Below are 17,500 nucleotides of genomic sequence, written 5' to 3' on the forward strand. Positions count from 1 at the left end.
GTCGGTAGTGGCTTATTTCGGGCACGCAGATGCCCGCCGGCCTGAGTGCTTCAGGTCGCTGGTCAGCTTTTTGCGTTGAGGCTATTGGCGGCGGTTCGGCGCTCCGACAGGCCCACTCTACAAGTCTGTAAAAGTGGGCGTTTGTCGGGCCCGACCGCGACGTAGCCTTTAGTGCGGATGCGCGTTCATCGCTTCACGTCCGGCACCACCCAGTATGTTGAACAACAGGTTCAACAACATTGCGCTGACCGTGGCCATGGCGATGCCGCTGTGGGTGATGGGCTCCATCCAGTGCGGCAGGTGGGCGAAGAACTCCGGGCGTACCACGGGGATCAGGCCCATGCCGACGCTGACGGCCACCAGCAACTGATTGCGGCGGTCGACGATGTCGGCTTCCTGGAGAATGTTGATACCCGTGGCCGTCACCATGCCGAACATGGCAATCGCCGCGCCGCCCAGTACCGCAGGCGGAATCGAAGCGACCAGAAAGGCCGCCTTGGGCAACAAGCTCAGGAGGATCAACAAGCCGCCCGCCACGACCGTGACGTAGCGGCAACGCACACCGGTCATCTGCACCAGGCCAATGTTCTGGGCGAACGAGGAGTGGGTGAAGGTGTTGAGAAAGCCTGCGAAGAACGAGGCCACTGCATCGCACATCAACCCGCGGCGCAACATCCCTGGGGTGACTTCACGATCCGTGACCTTGCCCAGCGCCAGGAACATTCCCGTGGACTCGACAAAAATGATCACCACCACCAGGCACATGGACAGGATCGGCGCCAGGCTGAACGTCGGCATGCCGAAATGCAGCGGCGTCACGACGCGCAACCAAGGTGCTTGCGCCAACCCGCTCAGGTCAACCATGCCGATCATGCCCGCCACAGCGTAGCCCAGGCCCATGGCGATCAGCACCGACACGTTGACCCAGAAACCCCGCATGAAGCGGTTGATCAGTAGAACAGTGGCCAATACCAGCGCCGCAACTGACAGGTACACCGGTGCACCGAAGTGAGTGGCGTCCTGCCCGCCACCGGCCCAGTTGACCGCTACGGGAAGCAGCGACAGGCCGATAGAGGTAATGACGGTACCGGTCACCAGCGGGGGGAAGAAACGCACGATCCTGGACATGAACGGCGCGATGAGGATGCCGAAAAAGCCAGCCGCAATCGTTGCGCCAAAAATGCCCGACAGGCCCACCCCAGGCATGCCGGCCATAGCCACCATGCTGCCGACGGCCGCAAAGCTTGCGCCCATCATCACCGGCATGCGAATGCCGACCGGGCCGATGCCCAGCGACTGCACCACGGTGGCGATGCCGGCGACCAGCAAGTCGGCATTGATCAAAAAGGCGATGTCTTCACGGGACAGACCGGCGGCTTGGCCGATGATCAAAGGCACTGCAATAGCGCCCCCGTACATCAGCAGAACATGTTGCAAACCCACCAGAATCAATTGCATCAACGGAAGGGGCTGTCGGGCGGGCGCAGGGGGGATGTGCGCCTTGAGAGACACGGACATGCAACACCTCGGATTTTGTTTTTATTGTTCGGCTTTTGATCTGGCGACCGGCTGCGCAGCCATACGAACACTACCCAAGGCAAGCCATGGGCAGTGTTCAATACGGCCATTGCCGGCCGCGAGGTCGATCAGTGGGTCGGTGCGCCCTTGGCGATCCATGCGCCAATGAGTTCACGTTCCTGCTGGGTCATCTGGGTGATGTTGCCCAGTGGCATGATCTGGCTGGCGACGGCCTGGGCCTGGATACGCGGTGCCATTTGCTTGATCTGTTGCGGGGTGTCGAGCATCACGCCGGCAGGCGCAGTGCTGAACAGGGGGCTGGTGGGCTTGGCCGAATGGCAGACCGTACAACGTTCCTGGATGACGCTATGGATTTTTTCAAAACCGGCGTCGTCCAGTTTGGTGACGGCAGGTTGATCGGCGTCTGCAATGGCCGGTGCAGCAGGTTCGGCGGCCTTTTCAGCGGCAGTCTTGCCACCTTGGGCGGTTTCCGGCAGTGGCTGGTACTCGATTTTCGCAGCGGCTTGCTCAGGGGCTGACGGCATCGGCGAAGGGCCAGTGACGTAAGCCAGGCAGATCATCGCCAGGGCGCCGACGGGCAAGGTCCAGGCGTACTTGTTGCTCTCGTGGCGGGTGTTGAAGTAGTGACGCACCAACACCGCTGCAATCGCGATACCGGCCAGGATCAACCAGTTGTACTGGCTGCCATAGGTACTCGGGAAGTGGTTGCTGATCATGATGAACAGCACCGGCAGGGTGAAGTAGTTGTTGTGACGCGAACGCAGCAAGCCCTTGGCTGGCAGGCCTGGGTCCGGGGTACGGTTCTGCTCGATGGCGGCTACCAGTGCACGCTGGGCCGGCATGATGACGCGGAACACGTTACCGACCATGATGGTGCCCATGATGGCGCCCACATGCAGGTATGCGCCGCGACCGCTGAACACTTTGCTGAAGCCATAGGCAGCGGCGATGATCAGCACGAACAGGAGGCCACCCAGCAACGCAGGGCGTTTACCCAGGGCCGAGTCGCAGAGGAAGGAGTAGATGAACCAGCCGAGGAACAGCGAGCCGATACCGATGGCTACGCCTTCAGGGCCGCTCAAGGTGCTGCCGGGAGCCAGCAGGTAGAGCGTCGGGTTGGAGTAGAACACCACGCACATCAGCGCGATACCCGACATCCAGGTGAAGTAAGCTTCCCATTTGAACCAGTGTAGGTTCTCGGGCATTTTGGGTGGAGCGAGCTTGTATTTTTCCAGGTGGTAGATACCGCCACCGTGGATTGCCCAAAGATCTCCCGACAGTCCGTCGCGAGGGTTGACGCGGTTGAGGTTGTTTTCCAGCCATACGAAATAGAACGAAGCGCCGATCCAGGCGATACCCGTGATCATATGAACCCAGCGTACGCTCAGGTTCAGCCATTCGAACAGATGTGCTTCCACAGTATGTACCTCTTGCCGGCCACCGACAGTCGGTGGCCAGCCCTTCTCTTATTGGTGGGGGGGGAGGAGCAATAGCTCTTCCTCGTTGAAAAAATGCTCATCGCAGTTATTGCCAGAACCACTGCGATCAACCACCAGGAAGTCATCCCGCTTTTCGATCGTCAGCACCGGATGGTGCCAGACGCCGCGATGGTAATTAATGCCCTGCCTGCCGTTGGTAAGGAAGGCGCGGACCGAACCCGATACAGGTACATCGCCAAGTGGCGCGACCACGATCAGAAAGGGATTGCCGAGCAGCGGTATAAAAGCTTGGCTGCCCAGCGGATGGCGCTCCAGCATGCGAATGGTCAGCGGCATGTCCTGCGCGTCGGCGCGGAAGATGCTGATGATCGCCTTGTCTTCTGGCTGGGCTGTTTCAACCTCGGCCAGACGATGGAAGCGCATGGTCGAGCCATTGTTGATCATGAAGTGATCGCTGCCATCGGTTTCGATGACGTCACCGAACGGGGCGAAAGCTTCTTTGGTCAGGGGCTCAATCATTAATGTGCGCATGCGGATTCTTCTTTATTCAGTGTTGTGGGGACTCTCATTAAAATCGGGGCCGGTTGCGATTCACGCAGCCAGCCCCGAGGGTGTTACTTCGCTACTTTGCCCAGTATGCGCAGACGGCTGATACCACCGTCCGGGAATACGTTGATACGGATGTGGGTAATCGGGCCCAGTTCCTTGATCTGCTCGGCAAAGGTGTGTTCTTCGTGCATTTCAAGCTTCTGGTTGGGCAGCAGTTCACGCCAGAACAGGCTCTGGGTTTCGATCTGGCTGTCGGTACCGCCCTTGACGAACGCGCCCTGGATCGAGCAGCTGTCTGGGTAGTTGCCTTTGAAGTGCAGGGTGTCGACCACGATTTTTTCAATGATACCGGCATGGCCCAGGGCGACGATGATCCAGTCATTGCCAGGGGTGCGGCGGCGGGCGGTTTCCCAGCCATCGCCCATGTTGATGCCACGGCCTGGGTTGAGGATGTTGCTCATGCGGCCGAAGTGCTCGTCGGAGCAGGCCAGCGCACGGCCGCCGTTCAGGGCGGAGGCCAGGTCGATCTGCTCGTTGTCGGCGATGGCCGACCAGTCGCGGAACGGCACGCCGTATACGCGCAGACGGGCTACGCCGCCGTCCGGGTAGATGTTGAAACGCAGGTGGGTGAAGGCCTGGTCGTTGTTAACTTCGTGGTAGTGGTGGCTGTTGCCTTGCAGTTCGACTGCGGACAGCACTTCAACCCACTGGGTGTTTTCGCTCGGGTCGCCTTCGGCTACAAAGCAGCCTTCCAGGGACGCCGACGGCGGGAAGTTGCCGGTGAAGTGCGAGGTGTCGATGTCCAGGCCCTTGATGGTGCCAGGCACGCCCAGGCGGATGACCGCACTGTCGAAACCTTCGAAGCGCTTGCGGCGCGACTCCCAGCCATCCATCCACTTACCGTTGTCGTCGAACACGCCTTCTTTCCAGACCGCTGGGGTCGGTTGGAACAGGCGGTTGACGTCGGCAAACCAGTCGTCGGTGACCGAGATGGCTTTGGTACCCAGGCGCGCGTCGGCCAGGTTGACGAATTTTTCGAAGGGAACGGCGTATGCTTTCATTTTTTCTTGTCTGCCTTAAATAGGTGGCTGGGGATGCTTGCCTGGCGCAGGCCGCTCGGCGTTCTTGAGCGGGCCCTTGCCGGGCTCACTAAAGCTGCAGTAATCGGAACAGGGCGATCAGGTTGATCTGTGCCAGTGCTTCCTTGAACTCGGTTTCTTCAGAGTTGTGGATGCGCTTTTCGAACGCGGCAAGGATCTGATGCCGGTTGCTGCCTTTTACCGCCATGATGAAGGGAAACTTGAACTTGGCTTTGTAGGCGTCGTTCAGCTCGGTGAAGCGTGCGAACTCTTCGGCCGTGCATTGGTGAATACCGGCGCCAGACTGTTCATTGGTGCTGGCTTCGGTCAGTTGGCCCTGGACGGCGGCTTTGCCGGCCAGGTCCGGGTGAGCGTTGATCAAGGCCAGTTGGCTTTGATGATCAGCGCTTAACAGGATATCGCTCATGCGTTGGTGCAGGGTTTCGATCTCGTCCAGCTCGGCGAGCTGGCCCAGGTCAAAGGCCTTTTCAGCAACCCATGGCGAGTGTTCGTAAATGTCCGCGAACGCGGCGACGAAGGCATCGCGGTCCAGGGACGAAGGCTTGAGCGTCTTGAACTGGCTCATTTGGCAGTCTCGGCGTTGAACGGGTGCGTGGCCTGCCAGTGACGGGCGATATCGACACGACGGGTGAACCAGACGCCCTCATGGCTCTGGGCGTACTCAATGAAACGCTTGAGTGCGCCGATGCGGGCAGGGCGGCCGACCAGGCGGCAGTGCAGGCCGATGGACAGCATCTTCGGTGACTCGGCGCCTTCGGCGTACAGCACGTCGAACGCATCCTTGAGGTACTGGTAGAAGTGCTCGCCTGTGTTGAAGCCCTGGACCTGGGTGAAGCGCATGTCGTTGGTGTCCAGGGTGTATGGGATCACCAGGTGCGGCTTGCCGGTCGGATTGTTGGGCTCCCAGTAGGGCAGGTCGTCGTCATAGGTGTCGGAATCATAGAGGAAGCCGCCTTCCTCCATCACCAGCCGGCGAGTGTTCGGGCCAGTGCGGCCGGTGTACCAGCCCAGTGGGCGTTCGCCGGTGATTTCGGTGAGAACGCGGATGGCTTCGAGCATGTGCTCGCGCTCTTCGTTCTCATCCATGTATTGATAGTCGATCCAGCGATAGCCGTGGCTGCAGATTTCGTGGCCGGCTTCGACCATGGCGCGGATCACATCGGGGTGACGCTGGGCGGCCATGGCCACCGCGAACACGGTCAGGGGCACGCCCTGATCCTTGAACAGCTTGAGCAGGCGCCAGACGCCAGCGCGGCTACCATATTCGTAGAGCGACTCCATCGACATGTTGCGCTCGCCCTTCAGAGGCTGGGCGGCCACCATTTCCGACAGGAAGGCTTCAGACTCTTTATCACCGTGCAGGATGTTGCGCTCGCCGCCTTCTTCGTAATTGAGCACGAACGATAGGGCGATGCGGGCGTTCCCCGGCCAGCGTGGGTGAGGTGGGGTGTTGCCGTAACCAATCAGGTCGCGAGGATAGTCAGCGCTCACTGCAGTCTTCCTTCTTGTTCGTGGTAACGAGGCGTGGTGCCCGCTTGGCGGGTGTTGTCCACAGCGATGAGCTGATTGTATACAACTTTATATTCGTTTTGTAAGCCTGTTTTTTGCATTTCTTATACGCGGTGCTGTCCATAGATAATGCAAAAAATCTGCCTGATTGGTCAAGTAATCGTGCTTTAGGTCATGGGAGGCCTGGTTTTGCGACGAATTGGATTTTCAACTGGGCTCGCTCCGCTGAAGGCCAGGGAATGTGAGAATTATTGTGTACAATTTTTTGGCAAAGTGTCTTAATGTCCTCGCTGCCGCACGCGATCGAGCTCTGCAACGGTGCGGCGTGGGTATTTTCGCAACCGATTTGATAAAGCGAGCAATGCAATGGGACGTTTGACCACGCACGTACTGGATGCAGCCCATGGCTGCCCTGGCAGCTCGATCAAGGTCGAGCTTTATCGCGTCGAAGGCCAGCAGCTAACGCTTGTGGCCACGGCCCTGACCAACAGTGACGGTCGTTGCGACGCACCGCTGTTGCAGGGCGACGATTACCGCAGCGGTGTCTACCAGCTGCAATTTGAGGCCGGCGACTATTACCGCGCTAAAGGCGTGGCGTTGCCCGAGTTTGCGTTTCTGGATGTGGTGGTGCTGCGCTTTGGCATCAGCGCCGAGCAGGATCACTACCATGTGCCGCTGTTGATTTCTCCTTATAGCTACTCCACCTACCGGGGCAGCTAGACGCGATTCCTGGTCCGAATCTTCGTAGGTATTTTGCCCGCTCACACTGCGGGCTTTTTTTTGCCTGGCAAAAAGGTTAATCCGCACTTATACGCTTGTATGGGGTGGGCTACTACCTGACAGTTCTGCGAGTACCGATTTCATTGCCTTTGCTATTCAATCATGACACGCCAGCATCCCAAGGATTGTGGCTGGGTACTTATCGATGACGTGGAGGGTAGGGCAATGTCGTATTCCATGGAAGAACTGCTGGACTGGATGCGGTTGGAGTCCAGGCTTTTGAAGTGGGGAATGATCGTTGCGATTGATCGGGCCAAGGGCAATCGGTTGTTGGCGCAGTCTCATATTCACAAATTGGGGGGCGAAAGTTATCTTCCTGTGTTCGGTGGCGAAGTTGAGATCACGTCCACAGAAAAAGAAGTGCTCAGCAATATGGTGCTTTCTGTCCCACGTCTTTCATTTGAGAACGCTAACCTGAATGACTCCAGGGCCAAGTTGGCCATGGATATCCTCGGGGGTAGTCAAATCACAATGCAAAAGGTGGGTGAGAACTGGCAACCCTTGAGGATCAGTCATTTCGACCCCCTTCAAGGTCCCTCTCTTTTTTTGGATCTGTTGTTGAAGGATGTCGCTGGCAGTGTGGGTGACGAAGACGGCGTTGTGTTGCTGGACTTGAGTCAAAGCGATAATTTTCGTTTGACGTTCGCTGAGTCGGGGCCTGCCCAAGGGATGGGGGGCGATTTGTTCAAGTATCTATTCAGGCAACTTTCTCCTGAACAGCGAGTGTACCCGTTGGGGGTTGTGCAGCCAGGTCATCATGAATTATTTAAAGCAGCGTCATTTGGCATGCATACCCAAGCCAGCGGCGCAGGGCAAACCGAAGCCGAATCGACCGAGCCAGGTGATGGCGCGATCGTAATATTCGTGGGAATGCAGGGGAGCCATGATGGCTATTATCCAGGGGCTGACTCTGGGTACAGGTATCTGATTCCAAATGACAACGCTGAATACTCATCCGCCGTGTTGATGGACGCGGCGCGCGTGTTTTTATCCGTGTTGATGGACAGTATAAAAAACACATTGGATTTTGAATTGCACTATCGCTACAGTGCGACCGGTGAAGTAGTGGGGGCAAACGTTGTAGTCGGTCAGTTGGCGATCCCTGCGCTTGATATTCATACCATTACTAGTCCCCCTTCTTATTGGCGTTATGAGTCTGATTCGTTCAGCTTTTCTGCCGAATCAATGCAGATAACGCTTGAGTCCGATAAGGCGATTGTGCGCTGGGGAAGCGGGAGTGAATGGTCTGGGTTTTATCATCAATATATCTTTAATGCCAATAATCCTGAAGAGATGCAGCATAGTGAATTTTCGGGGGATATCACGGCTTCCTATGCGTTTGTTTTTACTGCGGAATACTCGTTTGAACGAGCAGCGTTCGCGGTTCGTCGAACCCGTATGAATTTCGAGGTCGTTGAGAGTAAAGTGGCCGTTGATAATCTGACCTTCCCCTGGTGGTTCTCTGATGAGGCAAAAGAGGCCTCTAGGGAAACGATGGTCCGAAATGTGAGTGCAACCATATCGAGTAAAGTGCTTGTGGAACATGTGCAGGATGTCATTGTGTTGGCGTTGCAGCAATACATGCCTGTTTCGATCTCCCTTGATGAAGTCGCCAATGACATTGTCCAGTTGTATTTTGGTGAAGCTATTTCGCTTCAGCAATACAAGGCACCTCTCGATATTGCTGCGTTTGGGCAGGTTAATACGAAACATACCACTTTTATTATCGATCCGCTTCAATCATTGTTAGGTGTCAATGCGAGGCAGGCTTTCAAAGTTTTACCCGAACAAGATGGCATTTCCTGGGATGTGAAGAACGTTGCAGACCCGCCCGCACCTGCCGGTCAAATTACGCCGGCGGGCATTTATCAGGCCCCGGAAGAGATTGAAGGTGAATTTGCTCGTGTGCGTGTAATCGCAAAAAAAGGTGAGTTTTCGAGTTCCGCGCTGATCACGGTGGTACGTAATTCAATCGCTTTGAATCCCGTGGTGCAATTGATGAAAACTGGTAGGTCCTCTCCGCTGAAGGCCGGTTCGTTACATGAAGGCGCTGCCTCGTGGCGAATAAAAAATCCGGTGGATGACACGGGCACGCTCGAGTTCGATGGCTTGGAGTGCACGTTCGTGCGTCCGAAAACAGTAAGGAGCTCGTTACCGGAACCCTCTTACCTGCTTCAGGAGATCGAAGTGCAGGTGGCGGAGGAAACATGCAGTTCCTGGATTGTGATCGAGCGATGGGCAGGCCTGCTGGAATTAAGAGTTGAACGCTACGACGCTGGCGGTGCGCAATTTAAAGCGAAGTTTAGAGGTAACACCGACTATCCTGTTGAATGGATGCTTGACCCCGGTAGCCCGGGTTTGATAGATGAGGTAACGGGCTATTATTCGGCAGGCGCTGCTTTGGGGCATCGTTTTGCGATTATTTTTGCAAAATATCATGGTGCTATCGAGGGGTGTTTTATTCTGCCGTTACCCATTGTGGTGCCTGACGCAGGCGGCAGTTGATGAGTGATGGTTGAGAGGTCACTCAAGTCAGTTAATGATGATGGTTTCTATTTTTTTATTCAGTGTTGAATAAAGTTTGTTCCTGTGTTCGCTGCCATGGAGCATTGAACAGTAAATTTAATGGAGTGTTCGTAAATGTCTTACTCGATGCAAGAATTATTGGTATGGATGCGACAAGAGTCCCGCATTTTAAACTGGGGAATGATTGTGGCGATGGATAAGGCGAAGGCTAATCGGCTGCTCACGCAGGCGTATATCTGGAAGTTTGATCAGCACAGTCAATTGGGGCCGTTCGGTGGTGAGGTCGAATTTACCAGCGATCGAAAAGAATCGGTCGAGAATTTTGTACTGTCAGTGCCGCGCCTTTCATTCGAAAATGCGGACTTGAATGACTCCAAGGCCAGGTTGACCATGGATGTGGTGGGAGGCAGTCAAATTAGTCTGGAAAAGGCCAATAGTCATTGGCAAACGGTCAAGATCGAGCGTATCGATCCACTGCAAGGCCCTCAGTTGACACTCGATCTGTTGCTCAGTGATGTCCCCGGCAGTATTGCGGACGGCGGAGTGATCCTGCTGGACTTGAAGGAAAGTGACAACTTTGATCTGACGTTTGCAGACACGGAGCATGAGCGGGGGCTGGGAGGGGCGTTTTTTAAAGAGCTGTTTAATCGATTGTGCCCTGAAAAACGTGTTTATCAGTTGGGTAAAATCCAGCCGGGCAGTCATGAGTTGTTCGAGGCCCAATCCTTCGGCTTGCGCACCCAGGCCAGTAGCGAGAATGCGCGCAACCCGCAATCAGAAGAATACGGAGAGGGGGCTATTCTGGCGTTTGTTCGCATGCAGGGCAGTAATGAAGGAATCTTCCCTACCCCTCTGTCAGGGTTTCGCTACCTGATTCCGAATGATGTCAGTCAGGCGTATTCGGCGACGACGCTGTTGGACGCCAACCGTATTCTGATGATGCAAGCCACTCGAATGCTGGAAGAGTTGTTGGGTATTGAATCATTCGAGTACGTCGTTGATCGGGATCGGAAGTCACTCACCGCGACAGCGAATAGGGGGAGCATGCAACTGCCCCGGTTCAGCAATCAGTTGACAGTGCCCGGCGCAGACGATTTTTTTGGCGAGTTCAGTTTGGAGATCAACTTCGACGCTCAACCCTCTCGCCTGCAGGTCAGCGATGTCGTCATTGAAGTCGTTCAGGGAGTGGTGGCGATTCGATTTGGTTTGGAGGGAGACATTGAATCTGAGTTGGAATTCACCGGCGATCAGACAGTCACCGGGACGTTTATTCCTTTTCTTGGAATACATCGTCCCGAATTCGACCCGCATCACCATGTGTTTAACACCCGAGTGATGGTTTCTACTGAGTATAAAATGGACCCTGATGGCGATGCTCTTATGATGCAGCGTCAATTTCTAGAGGCCGAATCGGTGAGCGTTTCGTCTTACCGTCGGGACTTGAAGAGGGATCCGAGTAAGACTGTCATGTGTTGTAGTTGGGGCCCTATCACGGAGGAACAGATTGAAGAGATGATCGAGAGGCTGTCCGACGCAATAGCCAATGCTATTGGGACGGGATTGAGGGAGGCAGACGTTACCAGCGCTCTTGAAGCTGTCCTGGTAGAAGAGGTTCCTTTTTTCAGCGCGGCAGACGACTTGGTCGATGAGGTCCTGTCACTGAATTTCGGTGAGGCCGTTACGCTATCCGAGCGTCGAGCCCCCCACGATATTGTTGGTTTCGGGAAGGTTAATCCCGCTCTGACTAGCTTTGTCATTGACCCACTGTCCCCACTGCTCGGTGCCAATACAACTCAGGCCTTCAGCCTTTCCCCTGCACAGATCGGTGTGGCCTGGACCATTGAAAATATCACTGACGGTGAGCCTGCCGGCTCCATTACTCAAGAGGGGGTGTATCAGGCGCCTGTGGCGACGGACATCAACGCAGAATTCACCCGTGTGCGGGTAACTGCCACAAAGGGCAACTTTTCAAGCTCCGCATTGGTCACGGTGGCGCGTAACTCAGTCACCCTTAATCCCCTGGTCCAAGTGATGAAGAACAATACTTCATTACCGCTCAAGGTGGGCTCCCTACACAGTGGCAATGTCACCTGGGCCCTCAAGAACCCGGTAGATGATAACGGAACGCTGGAGTCGGACGGCCGGGAATGCCGCTATGTGCGAAACGGGCGGGGCACTTCCGACGATGCCATCGGGCTTCAGGAGGTCGAGGTTGAAGTGGCAGGGGAGACGCGCAGTACCTGGCTGGTGTTCCATCGATTCCCAACGTCGTTGAGTCTCAGGGCTGAAACGTATGAACAGGATGGCGTACAGCTGAAGGCTTCAAAAAGAAACAACGACGATTATCCGGTTGAATGGGAATTGGCCCCTGGAAGCCCAGGTGTGATAGGTAACGACGGCTTTTATCGACCGGGGGTCAATCCAGCACAGCACTTTGCAGTCATCCTCGCGAAAGACGGTAGCAATGTAGACGCCTGCTTGATCTTGCCGTTGCCGCTGAAGAAGCCTGATGAGTATCACTACACAGGATGGACGGCTGGCTTTTCAAAGAAAGGTAAATTACTTGGCCGCTATCGATCAGCTACGGCTCAATAGCGATGCGACGCCAGCACCCCCGAACAAGCCTGCGCTCACCCGATTGAACCAGCTTTGCCCCTTGCCACTGCGCAGATACTGCGCGGCGCCGTAGGCACCTAGGCCGTAGGCCAGTTTGCAGGCCAGGTCCAGCACGGCCCAGGACGCGATCATGATCAGCAGTTGGCCGAGCAACGGGCGGTCAGCGGTCAAGAACTGCGGCAGGAAGGCCGCAAAGAACAGGATGTCTTTAGGGTTGCTGGCCCCCAGCGCAAAGGCACGCCAGAACAGAGCGCGGAATCGAGGCACAGGCTGCGCTTCAGGCACATTGGCAGCCTGGGCCGGCTGGCGTGACTGCAGCCAGCTCTGCCAGGCGAGGTAGAACAGATACGCCCCACCGACGATTTTCAGGCCGCTGAACAATTGCTCGGAGGCCATCAACAGGGCGCCCAAGCCCAGGGCCGAGGCGCTGAGCAGGCAGATCGAGGCGCTCACACCGCCGAGAAAAGCCGGGTAGGACCTGCGCAGGCCGTAGTTCAGGCTGTTGCTGATCATCAGCAATGACAGTGGGCCCGGGATCGCAATCACGATCAGCGCCGCGCCACAGAACAACAGCCAGGTTTCCACGCTCATTACTTTTCTCCTATATGCCAAAGCCCCACCCAGAGGGTGAGGCTTCAGATTGCTGACCAACCTCGGGGTAACCCGCCATTTTGTAGGAGCCGGCTTTAGCCGCGATGGGCTGCGAAGCGGCCCTACGATTCTTAAACCTGCGAACTTGCAAGCCTGCATCGCAGATGTTACTGGCCTCTGGGGCCGCTGCGCGGCCCATCGCGGCTAAAGCCGGCTCCTACCAGGGCCGCTGTTACAAAAACACAAACTTGGCGATGAAGATGGCGCACAGCACCCACAGGCTGGCAGAAATCTCCTTGTGCTTGCCGGTACCCGCCTTGAGCACGACGTAGGTGATAAAGCCCAGGGCAATCCCATCGGCCACCGAGAAGGTCAGCGGCATCATGATGGCCGTGACAATGGCCGGAATGCTGTCGGTGGCTTCATCCCATTCGATGTGGGCCATACCGCCCATCATCAGCATGGCGACATAAATCAGCGCACCTGCGGTGGCATAGGCTGGAATCATGCCGGCCAGCGGGGCGAAGAACATGGCCGCGATAAACAGGATGCCGACGACAACGGCGGTCAGGCCCGTGCGACCTCCTGCGGCAACCCCAGCCGCACTTTCGACATAACTGGTAACCGGCGGTACACCCACTACCGCGCCAAACACGCTCGAAGCACTGTCGGCCTTCAGAGCACGCGACAGGTTTTCGATGCGGCCATCGGGATTGACCAGATTAGCCCGCTGCGCAACGCCCATCAGAGTACCAGCAGTGTCGAACATGTGTACAAAAAGAAAGGCCAACACTACGCTAATCATGCTGACATTGAATACACCTGCAACGTCCATGGCCATCCAAGTCGGCGCCAAGCTAGGGGGCAGGGAGAACACACCTCCATATTCCACCATTCCCAAACCCCAACCCGCCAGGGTCACGGCGATGATGCTGATGAGGATCGCGCCGAACACCCGGTGGTAGCTGAGCACGGCAATCATCAAGAAGCAGATGGCCGCCAACAGCGGGCCGGGCTCGCTCAGGTGGCCGAGCTTGATCAGCGTCGCCGGGCTATCCACCACGATACCGGCCGTCTTGAGACCGATCAGTCCGAGAAACAATCCGACGCCGGCACCCATGGCATGACGCAGGCTCACCGGGATGCTGTTGAGCAGCCATTCGCGAATCCTTGATAGGGTCAGGATCATGAACAGCACACCTGAGACGAACACCGCACCCAGTGCGGTTTCCCAGTTGTAGCCCATGGTGCCGACCACGGTGTAGGTAAAGAAGGCGTTCAGGCCCATGCCCGGCGCCAGGCCCACCGGCCAGTTGGCATACAGGCCCATCAACAGGCAGCCCAGGGCTGCGGCGATGCACGTGGCGACAAAGGCTGCACCATGGTCGATCCCGGCATCGGCCATGATGTTGGGGTTGACGAAGATGATGTAGGCCATGGTGATGAAGGTTGTCATCCCGGCGATCAATTCGGTCTTGACGGTCGTACCGTGCAGCTTGAGTTTGAAAATCCGTTCCAACCAACTCGGGTTGAGCGGCGGCGCGAGATCCAGCGTAGGGGCTTCGGATTTGTTGCTTTCCACAGCATGTACTCCTCAAGACTCTTCTTGTTTTGCAGAACCGGTCCTGAGACGTGGCACTAGGGGGTTCTGTGAGGCGGATGGGTTAGCGCAGCTGACTCGATTTTTTCTTGACCGTTAGGTCAGGAACTGCACGAGTGGATTATGCTGTTGTATACAAATAATGCAAATACTGTTTTTTCTTTTGTTGACACGGATACCGCATAGAACGCTATAACTGTCATATGGCCCTGCAGATTCGGGCCTCAATGTGTACAATGTGCTCAGTTTTCCTTGTGTTTTTTCCTTGCCAGGGACCTGCGGCCTGGTATTACAGTCCCGGTATCGCTGCCAAATCTTCTTTCGAGTGCCCATGAACGATCAGCTGCAACCCCTCAAGAAACCCGCCCGCGCCGGCAAGGCTGGCCGCAGCGGCACCCAGGACGACATCGTCTATGCGCATATTTTCGAGGCGATCCTCGAACAGCGCTTGGCGCCCGGGACCAAATTGAGCGAGGAAGCGCTGGGCGAGATCTTCGGTGTCAGTCGTACCATCATTCGCCGCGCTCTATCGCGCCTGGCCCATGAGGGCGTGGTGCTGCTGCGGCCCAATCGGGGTGCGGTCGTGGCCAGCCCAAGCGTGGATGAGGCGCGGCAGGTATTCTTCGCCCGACGTATGGTCGAGCGTGCGATTACCGAACTTGCCGTCGAACACTCCACGGCCGAGCAGTTGGCCGAACTGCGCCACATGGTGCAGGAAGAGCGTGATAGCTTTTCGCGCGGCGACCGCGGCGCGGGCATCCGCCTTTCCGGCGAGTTTCACCTCAAGTTGGCTGAAGCGGCCATGAATGCGCCGCTGATCAGCTTCCAGCGCAGCCTGGTCTCGCAGACCTCGCTGATCATCGCCCAGTACGAAAGTGGCAATCGCTCGCACTGCTCGTACGACGAACACACTCAATTGATCGACGCCATCGAAGCACGCGACGCCAAGCTTGCGGTTAGCCTGATGATGCATCACATGGACCATATCGACAGCAAGCTGAACCTCGACGAGGAAAGCGCGTCCGATGACCTGCATGCGGTGTTCTCCCACCTGTTGCAAGTCAAGAAGCCCGCCAAGGCCTGATGTTTGATCTGCCCGATTCACCCCACTATGGGCGTGAATATCCCCGTACTGGCGGGAAATCCAGCCTCTGCTAGATTGCACAGTGCAGTACAGCAAACCTTCATCAAGCAGTTGGGCTTGCGCTTCGGTCGTCGGCATCCAACTACTTGAGGACAGGTTCATGTCTATGCCACTGAACAAGCGTATGGCGGCAGAATTGATCGGCACCTTCTGGCTGGTTCTGGGTGGGTGTGGCAGTGCGGTCATCGCGGCTTCGTCCCCCATTGGCATTGGTCTGGTCGGCGTTTCTTTCGCCTTCGGCCTGACAGTGCTGACCATGGCGTTCGCCATTGGGCATATCTCCGGTTGCCATTTGAACCCCGCCATTTCGGTGGGCCTGGTGGCGGGTGGGCGTTTCCCGGCCAAGGAGTTACCGGCGTACATCGTGGCGCAGGTGATTGGCGCCATTCTGGCGGCGGGCGTGATCTATTTCATTGCCAGCGGCAAGGCCGGTTTTGAGTTGTCGGCGGGGCTGGCGTCCAATGGTTATGGCGAGCATTCCCCCGGTCAGTATTCGCTGGCGGCAGGCTTTGCCAGTGAGGTGGTCATGACGGGCATGTTTGTGCTGATCATCATGGGTGCGACCGACAGCCGTGTGCCCGCAGGTTTTGCGCCGATCGCCATCGGCCTGGGATTGACCTTGATTCATCTCGTCTCGATTCCTGTCACCAATACGTCGGTGAACCCGGCCCGCAGCACCGGGCCGGCTCTGTTTGTCGGCGGCTGGGCGTTGCAGCAGTTGTGGCTGTTTTGGGTGGCGCCGATGATCGGTGCAATCATCGGCGGTGGCCTGTACCGCTGGCTGGGCCGGGAAAACTGACCTCAGCGCTGGTGAACCCGGTTGCCGGCTGCGTAGGTTTCTTGCACCGTGCGGTCATCACCCAGGGTCATGAGTACGAACAGGGTTTCTTCAATGCTGCGCGACTGCTCGATGCGATACGACAGCAGTGGCGTGGCGTTGTAGTCCAGGACCACGAAGTCGGCATCGGTATCCGGCTGCAGGGTGCCGATACGATCCTCCAGGCGCAGGGCTCGTGCACCACCCAGGGTCGCCAGGTACAGCGACTTGAAGGGGCTTAGGCGTGCGCCCTGCAGTTGCATGACCTTGTAGGCTTCGTTGAGTGTCTGCAGCAGCGAGAAGCTGGTGCCGCCGCCAACATCCGTGCCAAGACCGACATTGACTTTGTACTTCTCGGCCTGCGGCAGATTGAACAGGCCGCTGCCCAGGAACAGGTTGGAGGTCGGGCAGAAGGCGATCGCCGACCCGGTTTCGGCCAGGCGTTTGCACTCGTCATCGCACAGGTGCACGCCGTGGGCGAACACCGAGCGCTCTCCGAGCAGTTGGAAGTGATCGTAGACGTCCAGATACCCCGATTGCTGCGGGAACAGCTCCTTGACCCATTCGATTTCCTTGAGGTTTTCGCTCAGGTGGGTCTGCATGTACAGGTCTGGGTATTCGCTCAGCAATTGGCCCGCCAGGGTCAATTGTTCCGGTGTGCTGGTGGGGGCAAAGCGCGGCGTGACGGCGTAGTGCAGGCGGCCCTTGCCGTGCCAGCGTTCGATCAGCGCCTTGCTGTCGACATAACTGGATTCGGCGGTGTCGGTCAGGTAGTCCGGGGCGTTGCGGTCCATCATCACCTTGCCGGCGATCATGCGCAGGTCCAGGCGCTCGGCTTCCTCGAAGAAGGCATTGACCGACTCAGGGTGCACACTGCCAAACACCAGTGCAGTGGTCGTGCCATTGCGCAGCAGTTCCTCGACAAAAATCTTCGCCACTTGGCGGGCGTGGGCTTTGTCCTTGAACTGGCGCTCGCACGGGAAGGTGTAGGTATTCAACCAGTCCAGCAGTTGCTCGCCATAGGAGCCGACCATGCCGGTCTGCGGCAGGTGGATATGGGTATCGATGAAGCCTGGGGTGATCAGCGCATCTTGGTAATGCACGATCTCGATGTCGGCAGCCAAGGTCGGCAGCAACTGCGAGGCTTCACCGACCGCTTCGATACGGCCACCATCGACCACCAGCAAGCCGTCGGCGAAATACTCATAGGAAGCCTCCACGCCCACTTCGGCGGGGTCGGCAAGGCTGTGCAGGATGGCAGCGCGATAGGCTTTACGTGTCAGGCTCATA

The 17,500-nt window shown here is 57.1% G+C and carries 14 protein-coding genes; 5 read left to right on the forward strand and 9 right to left on the reverse strand.

What is annotated here, in order from left to right:
- Nucleotides 1-168: 168 nt before the first annotated feature.
- From AC3IX4_RS08290 to puuE, 6 genes are all read right to left on the reverse strand, one after another.
- The gene (locus AC3IX4_RS08290) at nt 169-1,518 is read right to left on the reverse strand and encodes a nucleobase:cation symporter-2 family protein (RefSeq protein ID WP_489260077.1); all 1,350 of its coding nucleotides are present in this window, start codon (nt 1,516-1,518) and stop codon (nt 169-171) included.
- A gap of 128 nt (nt 1,519-1,646) precedes the next feature.
- Entirely contained in the window at nt 1,647-2,957 is a 1,311-nt protein-coding gene (locus tag AC3IX4_RS08295; RefSeq protein WP_489260078.1) for a urate hydroxylase PuuD, read from the reverse strand.
- A gap of 48 nt (nt 2,958-3,005) precedes the next feature.
- Nucleotides 3,006-3,509 (reverse strand): ureidoglycolate lyase, encoded by a 504-nt coding sequence (locus AC3IX4_RS08300; RefSeq protein ID WP_489260079.1) that lies wholly within the window; start codon nt 3,507-3,509, stop codon nt 3,006-3,008.
- 83 nt (nt 3,510-3,592) lie between these two features.
- Complete coding sequence (alc, locus tag AC3IX4_RS08305; protein ID WP_489260080.1) at nt 3,593-4,588, reverse strand: allantoicase; 996 nt, start codon at nt 4,586-4,588, stop codon at nt 3,593-3,595.
- Nucleotides 4,589-4,676: 88 nt separating this feature from the next.
- On the reverse strand, nt 4,677-5,192 hold the full coding sequence (gene uraD, locus AC3IX4_RS08310; RefSeq protein WP_489260081.1) for a 2-oxo-4-hydroxy-4-carboxy-5-ureidoimidazoline decarboxylase: 516 nt from the start codon (nt 5,190-5,192) through the stop codon (nt 4,677-4,679).
- The gene (gene puuE, locus AC3IX4_RS08315; RefSeq protein WP_489260082.1) at nt 5,189-6,118 is read right to left on the reverse strand and encodes an allantoinase PuuE; all 930 of its coding nucleotides are present in this window, start codon (nt 6,116-6,118) and stop codon (nt 5,189-5,191) included. The genes uraD and puuE overlap by 4 nt, the downstream gene beginning before the upstream one ends.
- 384 nt (nt 6,119-6,502) lie before the next feature.
- Between puuE and uraH the strand changes: the two genes are divergently transcribed.
- The 3 genes from uraH to AC3IX4_RS08330 all read left to right on the forward strand — a co-directional run bounded on the left by uraH (nt 6,503) and on the right by AC3IX4_RS08330 (nt 12,037).
- Nucleotides 6,503-6,856: a hydroxyisourate hydrolase gene (gene uraH, locus AC3IX4_RS08320; protein ID WP_489260083.1), complete on the forward strand. Its 354-nt coding sequence runs from the start codon at nt 6,503-6,505 to the stop codon at nt 6,854-6,856.
- Nucleotides 6,857-7,081: 225 nt separating this feature from the next.
- Nucleotides 7,082-9,421 carry a hypothetical protein gene (locus AC3IX4_RS08325; RefSeq protein ID WP_489260084.1) on the forward strand — a complete coding sequence of 780 codons (2,340 nt, stop codon included), beginning with the start codon at nt 7,082-7,084 and terminating at the stop codon, nt 9,419-9,421.
- 135 nt (nt 9,422-9,556) lie between these two features.
- Complete coding sequence (locus AC3IX4_RS08330; protein WP_489260085.1) at nt 9,557-12,037, forward strand: hypothetical protein; 2,481 nt, start codon at nt 9,557-9,559, stop codon at nt 12,035-12,037.
- Here the strand turns inward: AC3IX4_RS08330 and AC3IX4_RS08335 are convergent.
- Both AC3IX4_RS08335 and AC3IX4_RS08340 read right to left on the reverse strand, forming a co-directional pair.
- The gene (locus tag AC3IX4_RS08335) at nt 12,020-12,649 is read right to left on the reverse strand and encodes a LysE family translocator (protein WP_489260086.1); all 630 of its coding nucleotides are present in this window, start codon (nt 12,647-12,649) and stop codon (nt 12,020-12,022) included. The two genes, AC3IX4_RS08330 and AC3IX4_RS08335, sit on opposite strands and share 18 nt — an antisense overlap.
- Before the next feature lie 232 nt (nt 12,650-12,881).
- Nucleotides 12,882-14,231, reverse strand: coding sequence for an NCS2 family permease (locus AC3IX4_RS08340; protein WP_489260087.1), 1,350 nt, complete (start codon nt 14,229-14,231; stop codon nt 12,882-12,884).
- A 349-nt stretch (nt 14,232-14,580) separates the two neighbouring features.
- Between AC3IX4_RS08340 and AC3IX4_RS08345 the strand changes: the two genes are divergently transcribed.
- Both AC3IX4_RS08345 and aqpZ read left to right on the forward strand, forming a co-directional pair.
- Nucleotides 14,581-15,333, forward strand: coding sequence for a GntR family transcriptional regulator (locus tag AC3IX4_RS08345; RefSeq protein ID WP_489260088.1), 753 nt, complete (start codon nt 14,581-14,583; stop codon nt 15,331-15,333).
- 160 nt (nt 15,334-15,493) lie between these two features.
- The gene (gene aqpZ, locus AC3IX4_RS08350; protein WP_489260089.1) at nt 15,494-16,192 is read left to right on the forward strand and encodes an aquaporin Z; all 699 of its coding nucleotides are present in this window, start codon (nt 15,494-15,496) and stop codon (nt 16,190-16,192) included.
- Between the two features lie 2 nt (nt 16,193-16,194).
- Here the strand turns inward: aqpZ and guaD are convergent, their stop codons facing one another.
- Nucleotides 16,195-17,499, reverse strand: coding sequence for a guanine deaminase (gene guaD / locus AC3IX4_RS08355; protein ID WP_489260090.1), 1,305 nt, complete (start codon nt 17,497-17,499; stop codon nt 16,195-16,197).
- Between the last annotated feature and the right edge of the window lies 1 nt (nt 17,500).

The organism is Pseudomonas sp. KH_021, from assembly GCF_057838865.1.

Excerpts from the sequence above, each read along its gene's own strand:
- uraD (WP_489260081.1), bottom strand. The coding sequence starts at position 5,192 with ATGAGCCAGTTCAAGACGCTCAAGCCTTCGTCCCTGGACCGCGATGCC.
- AC3IX4_RS08300 (WP_489260079.1), bottom strand. The coding sequence starts at position 3,509 with ATGCGCACATTAATGATTGAGCCCCTGACCAAAGAAGCTTTCGCCCCG.
- AC3IX4_RS08335 (WP_489260086.1), bottom strand. The coding sequence starts at position 12,649 with ATGAGCGTGGAAACCTGGCTGTTGTTCTGTGGCGCGGCGCTGATCGTG.
- uraH (WP_489260083.1), top strand. The coding sequence starts at position 6,503 with ATGGGACGTTTGACCACGCACGTACTGGATGCAGCCCATGGCTGCCCT.
- AC3IX4_RS08325 (WP_489260084.1), top strand. The coding sequence starts at position 7,082 with ATGTCGTATTCCATGGAAGAACTGCTGGACTGGATGCGGTTGGAGTCC.
- AC3IX4_RS08290 (WP_489260077.1), bottom strand. The coding sequence starts at position 1,518 with ATGTCCGTGTCTCTCAAGGCGCACATCCCCCCTGCGCCCGCCCGACAG.
- alc (WP_489260080.1), bottom strand. The coding sequence starts at position 4,588 with ATGAAAGCATACGCCGTTCCCTTCGAAAAATTCGTCAACCTGGCCGAC.
- AC3IX4_RS08330 (WP_489260085.1), top strand. The coding sequence starts at position 9,557 with ATGTCTTACTCGATGCAAGAATTATTGGTATGGATGCGACAAGAGTCC.
- AC3IX4_RS08345 (WP_489260088.1), top strand. The coding sequence starts at position 14,581 with ATGAACGATCAGCTGCAACCCCTCAAGAAACCCGCCCGCGCCGGCAAG.
- aqpZ (WP_489260089.1), top strand. The coding sequence starts at position 15,494 with ATGTCTATGCCACTGAACAAGCGTATGGCGGCAGAATTGATCGGCACC.
- guaD (WP_489260090.1), bottom strand. The coding sequence starts at position 17,499 with ATGAGCCTGACACGTAAAGCCTATCGCGCTGCCATCCTGCACAGCCTT.